The following is a 9,266-nucleotide window of genomic DNA, read 5'->3' on the forward strand; positions in this document are numbered from 1 at the left end:
ATGTCCGCATCTAAATATGAAACGGTTGTTGGACTTGAAGTCCATGTCGAGTTGCATACAAACTCCAAAATCTTTTGCGGCTGCTCCACTGCCTTTGGAGCTCCGCCAAATACACATACTTGTCCGGTCTGTCTCGGACATCCAGGTGTATTGCCTGTATTGAATCGCCAAGCTGTAGATTACGCGATGAAAGCAGCCATGGCCCTTAACTGCACTATTGCTGATGTCAGCAAGTTTGACCGCAAAAACTACTTCTACCCCGATTCTCCAAAAGCTTATCAGATCTCACAATTCGATCAACCGATCGGTGAGAATGGCTGGATCGATATTGAAGTTAACGGTGAAACGAAGCGAATCGGGATTACACGTCTTCATCTGGAAGAAGATGCAGGGAAGCTTACCCACGTTGACGGCGGTTATGCTTCATTGGTCGATTTCAACCGTGTGGGTACTCCGCTCGTGGAGATTGTGTCCGAGCCGGAGATTTCTTCTCCGGAGGAAGCTCGTGCATATCTGGAGAAATTGCGTGCCATCATGCAGTACTGTGATGTATCCGACGTGAAGATGGAAGAAGGTTCATTGCGTTGTGATGCCAACATTAGTTTGCGTCCGCATGGACAGGAGAAGCTGGGAACGAGAGCTGAACTGAAAAACATGAACTCCTTCCGTGGCGTTCAGCGCGGTCTGGAATACGAGCAGTTCCGCCAAGCTGAAATTTTGGACGACGGCGGTGAAGTGGTTCAGGAAACTCGTCGCTGGGATGAGGCTCAAGGGAAAACACTGTCGATGCGTGGTAAAGAGCAAGCGCATGACTATCGTTATTTCCCAGATCCGGACTTGGTGAAGCTGCATATTGATGCAGCCTGGAAAGAACGGATCAGAGCTTCCATACCGGAGCTTCCGGACGAGCGTAAAGCCCGTTATACGGCTGATTATGGACTGCCTAATTATGATGCAGAGGTTATTACCTCATCCAAAGCGGTCGCTGATCTATTTGAAGACAGTCTGAAATACACCAAGGATGCCAAAGCCGTATCCAACTGGATTATGGGCGATTTGCTTGGTTACTTGAATACCAGCAACCTTGAATTGACTCAGGTGCCACTGACTGGCCAAGGTCTGGGTGAGATGATTGGATTGCTTGAAAAAGGTACAATTAACAGTAAAATCGCCAAAACGGTATTTAAGGAAATGCTGGAGAGCGGCAAGCTCCCGCAGCAAATTGTCGAAGAAAAAGGTCTGGTCCAGATTAGTGACTCAGGTGCCATTCTCGCCATTGTGGAGCAGGTTGTTGCGAACAACCCGCAATCCGTGGAAGATTACAAGGCTGGGAAGCAGAAGGCCATTGGTTTCCTCGTTGGTCAAGTCATGAAAGAAAGCAAAGGCAAAGCCAATCCGGGACTAGCCAATCAACTGCTTACAGATGTACTGAACCGCTAATCCATCCGGTGAGGCCGGACAGAAAGAGGCTCGTCCCTGTGACAGCCTCTTTTTGTTAGGGGCACAAGTTTGATTTTATTGTCCAGGATTCCGTGATGTATTAAGGAGATGAGGAAGGTATGAAGATTCAATCTTTGTCATTGAGTGATGTGGAGACCATAGGTCAGCTCTGGCGACTGCAGCATGTAGCTTATCGACTCGAAGCCGAAATCATCGGTTTTCAGGAAATTCCGCCTTTGATGGATACGATGGAGACCCTGCAGAACTGTGGAGAGATCTTTTATGGCTATTTGGACACGGATGGTGAATTACTTGGTGCGGTCGCAGTAGATGAGGAAGAGATCAATACGTTGACGATCACACGCATGATGGTGCACCCTGATCATTTTCGTAAAGGAATTGCTGCTGCTTTGATGACGTATGTGTTTGAACAGTATCCGGATCTTCCGCGTTATATCGTTTCCACAGGGACGCTGAACCAGCCAGCCGTGAATTTGTATACCAAATTCGGTTTTAAGCCCGTGGAAGTTGTACAGATTGCACCTGGAGTGGAATTAACGACATTTCATAAGAATAAAGATTAATGATGTGAACAACTTGGAGGAGGAATACCGGCTTTGGGCAATCCCTGGTTAATAGATGAGTGGCACATTTTATTGCGATTATTACTGGCTATGCTGCTTGGAGGGCTTGTAGGCCTGGAGCGGGAGCGTTCCAATCATGCTGCTGGTCTGCGTACCCATATTTTGGTATGTCTTGGATCTGCACTAATCATGATGTTGTCTATTTATGGTTTTAAAGATTTTGCAAATGAATTAAACGTAAGGATTGATCCAGCCCGTCTGGCTACAGCCGTTATTACAGGCGTTGGGTTTCTCGGAGCGGGCACGATTCTTTTTACTGGCAAGTCAATCACCGGACTGACAACGGCAGCTTCCATTTGGGTTGTGGCAGCCATCGGACTGGCAACAGGCGCGGGATTCTTTTTTGCCTCCATCGTGTCAACAGTCTTGGTATTACTTAATCTCTGGGTATTCAACAAGTTGGAACTTAGGTATATACGGGGAAACAAACTACATGTTGTTACACTTCATACCTTGTCTGAGCCCGGTTTTCTGGAACAGGTATCTTCATTTATGGAGCAGGAGAAGATCAAAATCCGTAAAATAACGGTTAATGAGCAGGATTTGGCTTATGCAGAAATGATATCGGTTGAACGCAAAATTGAAATTGTGTTGCATGTCTACATGCCACATGAGTTCAGTGCAGTGCAGCTCGTATCCAAGTTAAGACAGTGGGAACATGTAACGAAAGTGTCGGTCGAATAAATGAATTAAACCCTCTGAGGCCTTTAGTGCCGGAGGGTTTTTGCTCATAACCATATTTCTTCCAGTTACTCTCCAGGCTCTTTAGGGTACTATCTAACCAAATGCATGAAGAGCGGGAACATCAGCCCGGAAGAAAGGAGTCGTTTATGAAACGGAAACGTCAGTCGAACCATAATTCGAGCGGAAAGCGCGGAAAACCTGTCCGAAATCGGACCCACAAGTTTATTGCCGGGTTACTAAGTGCAATTATTCCGGGTCTGGGCCATATTTATCTCCGACTATACATGAGAGGTCTGACTTTCATGATGCTTGTGCTTCTAGACCTGTCAGCACTTTTGTATTTCTCAACTATTGGAATACAGATCAATGTACCATTGCTTATCCTACTGGCATTGTTTATTCCGGTGATTTACTTTTACAATGTATTCGATGTATTGCAATCTGCGGACTGGGTGATGATGCGCAGGAGAAGAGCGGTTACGCACAATAGCTCGGACAAGCCCATCCCTAACGAACGTTCTGCAGGGGAAGCTATGATGGTGTGGGAGAGAGGCATTTCGTTTGGATTACTTCTGATTGTTGGAGGATCGCTGCTGGTATTGTTCTTTCGCAAACCGCGTTGGTTTAAAGAGTTAATCGCTGTGTATGGCGGATATACTTTTGCTGTTTTGATGATCGCAGGAGGACTAATCCTTTTCGGACGGGAAATCTGGGTCATGCTTCGCAAAAAGAAAATCTAGTGTGAACTATTCAAGGAGGGATAGCCATGAACCGTAAAGTCCGGGTCGGCCGCTATACGGCTGCCGCCTTACTCGTAGCTGTCGGTGTGTTGTTGATTTTGGATAAACGGTGGGGAACGGACTATGTATATGAGATGGTCGATTGGTGGCCCCTCTTGATCGTTGTGTTAGGTGTAGAATACATACTGTTGTTCTTAGTGACACGTCGAAGAGGGAATGCAGCTTCAGACAACCAAAGTGAGAAAATTAAAATGCGCTTCAGACCCGATGCGAAAGGAATCCTGACGTCCCTTGTCCTGACGGCATCTGTTTTTATCGTTTCTGAGCAGGATCATTATATGCATTTGTGGAACAGGGTGAGTCTTAATCTAGGAGCAGCATCCATGGACTATAGTCAGGCAGCAGGATATATGGAAGATAAGGGCACGATTCGGGTGCCTGTAGGTATGGATACGTCGGACCTCGTTGTTGAGGGAGTGAACGGGGATATCTCGGTACAGCGGGGGGACACAGAAGAGATTGAGGTGCGTACGGTAGTATGGGTGGATCAGACAACTGAAGTGCAGGCCAAAGCAGTGGCGGACGCTTCCTTTGTTGAGGCAGACGGGACAAAAGTGATTCATATCAAAACTACAGGCAAAACGTATGGAGAGAACGAGAAAACACAGCCGCGGATGAATATCACCATAACGATCCCGGATGATCGTCGTTTCAATCTCGATATTCGAACGTCCAATGGAGCCATATTGTTGAATCGTCCGGAAGCCATTAGTACCATTTTGGCTGAGACAGGAAATGGACGGATACGAATTACGAATGCGGTAGGTGATATTTCTGGTAAAACCCTGAATGGTGATGTTGTTGTGGCAAATGCGATCGGAAATGTGGACTTGAACAGTAATCGAGGCGACATGAAGGCCCGTGGGGTTTCTGGAAATGTGAATCTGACTACACAAGTCGGAAGTATTAGCATCACGGACTCCGTCGGAGAGATCACGGCGGATACCCGAAACGGCAATATCAGTGTAGACGGCGCAAGTTTGGCAGTCAAAGCTCAATCCCTCAATGGCAGTATAAGTATTGTATCCGCCAAAGTAGGCGGTGACTGGGACGTTTATAGCGCTGTAGGTGCTATTAACATTTTGATTCCGGAGCGGGGGGATTATAGTCTCAGTGGTTCCAGCAGTTATGGAGATCTGCAAACGGATCTGCCGTTTAAAGTGAAGAATAAAACGATTGAGGGCCAGCTTGGTGAAGGAGAATATACGGTTAAAGTTGAGGGAAACAGTGACCTCACTATTGATCGTAACCCTGCAGTACCTCCTGTTGGAACGAATTCACTGGATTCGGAAGATACGGATGATAACTTGGAACAAATGACCGAAGACGGACAGAATTCCCAAGAACAAACGTCCGAAGTTCCCTGACTGACGCGTTGACAATAAACTTGCAATCGCCGTACAATAAATATAAACTGGCAAGGTTACACGGCAGGAAAAATGTAGAGTCGTTGTTCCAGCCGAGGATCAACTCTGAATGAAGAGAACATGTGATCACACATCCTGTCTCTGCAGAGTAATGAAAGGTAAGGCGGTGGGTTTTATGGCAACACGTGTCCAACATGCGTTGGAGCATCTGAAAACGACCGGTGTCCGTATTACACCCCAGCGTCATGCCATATTGAACTATCTGATGGAATCCATGGGGCATCCAACAGCCGATGAAATTTACCGTGCGCTTGAACCCCAGTTTCCCAGTATGAGCGTGGCGACTGTATATAACAATTTGAAGATGTTTCTGGAAGCCGGCATGGTTCGGGAATTGACATACGGAGATAATTCAAGCCGCTTCGATGCCAATGTGACGGATCATTACCATGTTATCTGTGATAAATGCGGCAAAATTGAAGACTTCAGTTATCCTTCGTTAAAAAGCGTCGAGCTTCAGGCGGAGTCAAGTACAGGATTCGAAGTACATGGGCACCGATTGGAAGTTTATGGTGTTTGTAAAAGTTGCAGGGATTAAGAGAGTTGAATTACAATATTAACGTGCAGAATTCAGATTGGATTCTTCACGTTTTTTGTTTTTAGGACGATAGAATGGATATAGTCTCAGCAGCAGTTTAGCTATTTCATGATTCAGCATGATTAACGGAGGTAGACGTTTGAGTAGAAAAAGCAGATATACACGTCAGAAGCGCCGCTCGTTCTGGCCTGGATTTTTGGCTGCCTGTGTTGTCGCAGGCGGTGCTTATTGGCTAATAACGAATGTTTGGCTTAATCAGATTCATGAAGACCCCGACTGGATTGGCATGAATCAACCTATTTTTGTGGACGGACAATTAATGGATGGCGAGGCGTCAGGAACGGGAGATCAGCTTAAATTGCCTGTATCGGTACTACAAGAGGCGATCGATTCCGGAATACGTTATGAAGCTGACACAGGAGATATCATTATTGCAACACCGCAGCGAGTACTCCATATGAAGGAAGGTAGTACGAAGGCGGAACTTAATCATCGAGATTATCCCATGACGGTTAAACCAGAGGTGGTTGGCGGAGAAGCTTATATTCCGCTCAAACCTTTAAAAGAAGTATATGGAATAGCTATACAGGAAGATGCTACAACGGGTGCCGTGCTGCTGATGCGTGGAGGTGACACCATTCAGTATGCGGAGATTAATACATTGTCTTCCAAGGCAGACAAAACCGTTCCTCTATACAAACGCGGAGGGGAATCTTCTCCCATCATTGCCGATATGGAGCAGGACTCGCGAGTAAGGGTATGGCAGACTGGTGATGATCAGAGCTTTGTTCAGTTGGATAATGGTTATGCCGGATATGTGGCTAATAAGTATGTCACTCTTACCGAGAAAAAGGAACTGGACAAGCCTAAGTTCACCCTGACCGCGGCGGAGAAAAAGTGGCAGAATAAACCGGTAAACCTGGTTTGGGAAGCCGTATACAATCGACAGCCTGATGTGTCTTCGATTGGTAAGATGCCTGGAGTTAATGTGGTCAGCCCCACGTGGTTCCATATTACAGATGGACAAGGCAACGTAAAAAGTAAAGGGGATAAAGCATACGTCAACTGGGCTCACCATTCCGGCATGGAAGTGTGGGGCTTGATGGATAACAGCTTTGATCCGGATATTACGAAAGAAGCCGTGGCCTCATATGAGACACGTACGCATATTATTGAGCAGATGCTGGAGTATGCACAGACGTATCATTTGGACGGTATTAACATTGACTTTGAAAATGTCTATACAGATGATGGACCGAACATCACTCAATTTGTCCGCGAAATTAAGGCGATGGCTCGCATACATGGCTTGATGCTCTCGGTTGATGTGACGCCGAAATCGAACAGTGAGATGTGGTCTGCTTTTCTGGATCGTCGCTCGTTAGGCTCTTTTGCCGATTATATTGTCGTTATGGCATATGACGAACACTGGGCTGCAAGTCCAAAGGCCGGTTCGGTTGCCTCGCTTCCTTGGACCGAGTCTTCTATGAGAAGGATCCTGGAAGAGGATGAAGTACCATCGAACAAATTGATTATGGCTGTGCCTCTATATACTCGAATCTGGACGGAAGAGACTAATGATCAAGGAGAAGTAAAAGTGTCTTCCAAAGCGGTAGGCATGAGCACCATCGCAGATCTGATTAAGGAAAAGAAACTCAAACCTGTTCTGGATAAACAAAGCGGACAAAATTATGTGGAATATTCCGAAGATGGGGCCACTAAGAAAATTTGGATAGAGGATGCCGTTTCGCTTCAGGCACGTGTTGATTTGGTTGCTTCGTTGAAATTGGGTGGAGTAGCTGCATGGAATCGAAGCTTCGCCAATGCATCGGCATGGGAAACGCTAAAACAGGCAGGGTATTCGAAATGAAATAAACATGAAATAGCTCAATTGAACTTATATATATATTAATTTAATGTCTTTTTGAAATTCAAAAAAAGGTCCGGTGAAGATACCGGGCCTTTTTTCTGTCTCTGGGCTTTGATGAAAAGAGCATCTAGCTGTTGGAACTCATGCCATGATCTGTGTCGGAAGGGGATGGAGGTGTGGAATGCGCTTTCAGTTGTGAACTGGTTGTATTGGCCTGATTAGGGTCCAGGGTAAGGATGGTATGACAGAACATACAACGATCCGTCTTGCCGAGCATTTTGGTTAACTTGCCACATTCCGGACAGTCTACTTGTACTGCGCTGGTGGAAAGCATACCAGCCCAGAAATAAATGGCCAGACTAGCCATCATGGCAATCAGGCCGATGACGAGTCCCACAGCGGCAAATACTTTGCCTGCGTGTCCCCAGAACACAATTCCGGCAGTTCCCAGTACCATTAGGCCCATGCCTAGCATGGTAAGTAGTAGTCCCCAAGTGCGAAAAGCATTAATTTTTGCAGATTTAAAAATCATGAAAAATGCTCCTATCGTATGAGTAGTATCGGACCTGGATAAGAAGGAAACCTTAGTCTGCATGTAGAATTACATTATAACTGACTTGGCGCTTATCTGCCATGAATTGTATGGAGGGAATCGTGGAACTAAAGAACCTTGCTTTTTTGTCCGAACAGTCGGAAGAGACAGGGGCAGTTGGGGCTATCGCTTATTCCCATCCGGGAGATCGATTCCACGGCTCCCTAATCCAGGATTTTGAATTGCTTGTGCTTGTTGTTCATAATACCGACCAGTTGATATCCAAGGTTGGACACTACAAATATGGTGATCTTCGTTATCAAATGATCTATGTCAGCCGTCATGAGCTGCAGAGCAGTGTAATTACGGGGGATAACAATAACATCATGCAGTGCCTGATTGAAGGTGAGATCATCTGGGAAGCAGATAACGCCTTGAGCGATTTGCGAGAGGAACTATCTGCTTTTGGAACCGAATTGCGTGAGCAAAAGCTGCTGCATGAATTCGCCAGCTTTTTGAGAATGTATGTGGAAGCCAAACGTTACATTCAAGAGGGCCATGTTGTTGATGCCTATTACAATGTACTTGAGGCTCTGGGGAACTGGGCTAGAATTGTACTTATTGAACAGGGGATCTACCCGGATCATGCCGTCTGGACACATGTGCAGAGTTTGGATCGTGCCTTGTGGAAACTCTATCAGGAGCTTACAGTAAGCTCGGAGACACTGGAACAGAGAGTTGAGCTTGTGCTGCTTGCTTGTGAATTCTCAGTGATGTCCAAAATGAGCGATTGCTCCGGCTTGCTTCTGCGTGTGCTTGGAAGTCGAAGGGAGCCGTGGAGTATGGATGAACTTGTCCATCATCCACAGTTGAGATTTGTACGGGAGGATCTACCGCTCATCCTTCGCAAGCTGGTGTTTCGTTCTATAGTAAAAGAATCGGCAGGCTGGCCATCCTTTATAGGAGGAGATGGACGGGAAATCCGTTATTGGATTGAGGCGTAGATGCTCGAGAAGACTGTCATTAAATGGATTATAAAGTGGGAGGGGAAACCTTCCTTTTTTGTTTGATTAATAATTTATAAAAAGAGGTTGACTCTTATTCAGAAAATATGATACATTATATTTCGTTCCTCAAACGAGCTTATCGTCAACAATTGATAAATTCTGCATAGGAATTAGTGAAGAACAAAAGCTTCAAAAAAAGAAGTTAAAAAAAGTTCTTGACGAAAACAAACGAAATGTGATACATTATTTAAGTCGCCGCCGAAAACACGGTTGAGACGAAAAAAGAGTAACACAAATCGAGTTTGATCTTTGAAAACTGAACAA

Annotated in this window: 9 protein-coding genes; 8 read left to right on the forward strand and 1 reads right to left on the reverse strand. The window is 45.7% G+C overall.

Annotated features, from left to right (window positions below):
- The 7 genes from gatB (at position 1) to CS562_RS25930 (ending at position 7,403) form a co-directional block, all read left to right on the forward strand.
- The gene (gatB, locus tag CS562_RS25900; protein WP_099858587.1) at positions 1–1,440 is read left to right on the forward strand and encodes an Asp-tRNA(Asn)/Glu-tRNA(Gln) amidotransferase subunit GatB; all 1,440 of its coding nucleotides are present in this window, start codon (positions 1–3) and stop codon (positions 1,438–1,440) included.
- A 119-nt stretch (positions 1,441–1,559) separates the two neighbouring features.
- On the forward strand, positions 1,560–2,024 hold the full coding sequence (locus tag CS562_RS25905; RefSeq protein WP_099858588.1) for a GNAT family N-acetyltransferase: 465 nt from the start codon (positions 1,560–1,562) through the stop codon (positions 2,022–2,024).
- A gap of 33 nt (positions 2,025–2,057) precedes the next feature.
- A complete protein-coding gene (locus tag CS562_RS25910) occupies positions 2,058–2,768 on the forward strand; it encodes an MgtC/SapB family protein (protein WP_099858589.1) in 711 nt (236 codons plus the stop codon).
- A gap of 146 nt (positions 2,769–2,914) precedes the next feature.
- A complete protein-coding gene (locus CS562_RS25915) occupies positions 2,915–3,508 on the forward strand; it encodes a hypothetical protein (protein WP_099858590.1) in 594 nt (197 codons plus the stop codon).
- A gap of 26 nt (positions 3,509–3,534) precedes the next feature.
- Positions 3,535–4,935, forward strand: coding sequence for a DUF4097 family beta strand repeat-containing protein (locus CS562_RS25920; protein ID WP_099858591.1), 1,401 nt, complete (start codon positions 3,535–3,537; stop codon positions 4,933–4,935).
- A 175-nt stretch (positions 4,936–5,110) separates the two neighbouring features.
- Positions 5,111–5,533 (forward strand): peroxide-responsive transcriptional repressor PerR, encoded by a 423-nt coding sequence (perR, locus tag CS562_RS25925; protein WP_024631328.1) that lies wholly within the window; start codon positions 5,111–5,113, stop codon positions 5,531–5,533.
- Positions 5,534–5,672: 139 nt separating this feature from the next.
- The gene (locus CS562_RS25930) at positions 5,673–7,403 is read left to right on the forward strand and encodes a glycosyl hydrolase family 18 protein (protein WP_099858592.1); all 1,731 of its coding nucleotides are present in this window, start codon (positions 5,673–5,675) and stop codon (positions 7,401–7,403) included.
- Between the two features lie 127 nt (positions 7,404–7,530).
- Here the strand turns inward: CS562_RS25930 and CS562_RS25935 are convergent, their stop codons facing one another.
- Complete coding sequence (locus CS562_RS25935; protein ID WP_053778954.1) at positions 7,531–7,935, reverse strand: YgzB family protein; 405 nt, start codon at positions 7,933–7,935, stop codon at positions 7,531–7,533.
- A 122-nt stretch (positions 7,936–8,057) separates the two neighbouring features.
- Here CS562_RS25935 and CS562_RS25940 point away from each other — a divergent pair, with 122 nt between their 5' ends.
- Entirely contained in the window at positions 8,058–8,939 is an 882-nt protein-coding gene (locus CS562_RS25940) for a nucleotidyltransferase-like protein (protein WP_257219608.1), read from the forward strand.
- Positions 8,940–9,266 lie beyond the last annotated feature (327 nt).

Origin of the sequence: Paenibacillus sp. LK1 (genome assembly GCF_002750415.1) — a bacterium.
GTDB lineage: Bacteria > Bacillota > Bacilli > Paenibacillales > Paenibacillaceae > Paenibacillus > Paenibacillus taichungensis.